1 protein-coding gene is annotated in these 266 nt (G+C 58.6%); it reads right to left on the minus strand.

Going from position 1 to position 266, the window contains the following annotated elements; genetic code table 11:
• The coding region (locus ACX9YW_RS23075; RefSeq protein WP_460351065.1) for a hypothetical protein at positions 1-266 on the minus strand (266 nt) is incomplete at both ends.

The raw sequence follows: 266 nt of genomic DNA on the forward strand, positions 1-266 counted from the left end.
GGTGATGTAGCCGGTCATGTTGTCGAGACGCGCGCCTGCCATGGCGACATCTACCAGCGCACAGGCCGAAGCACCGGGATATTTCCCCCACAGGTTGAGTGCCGACGGCACAAAACGGTCTACCCTCCCCTGCAACTCCACCAGTTTATGACCATGCGCAAACGACCACACACCCCTGAGGTCGAAAGCCGCATCCGGGTTGTCAAGCGTGACCCGGCCACGAACCATACTGTTTTCCAAAGTCGCTTCGGCAGCGAAATCGGAAT

The sequence above is a fragment of the Pseudoneobacillus rhizolycopersici genome (genome assembly GCF_054786815.1).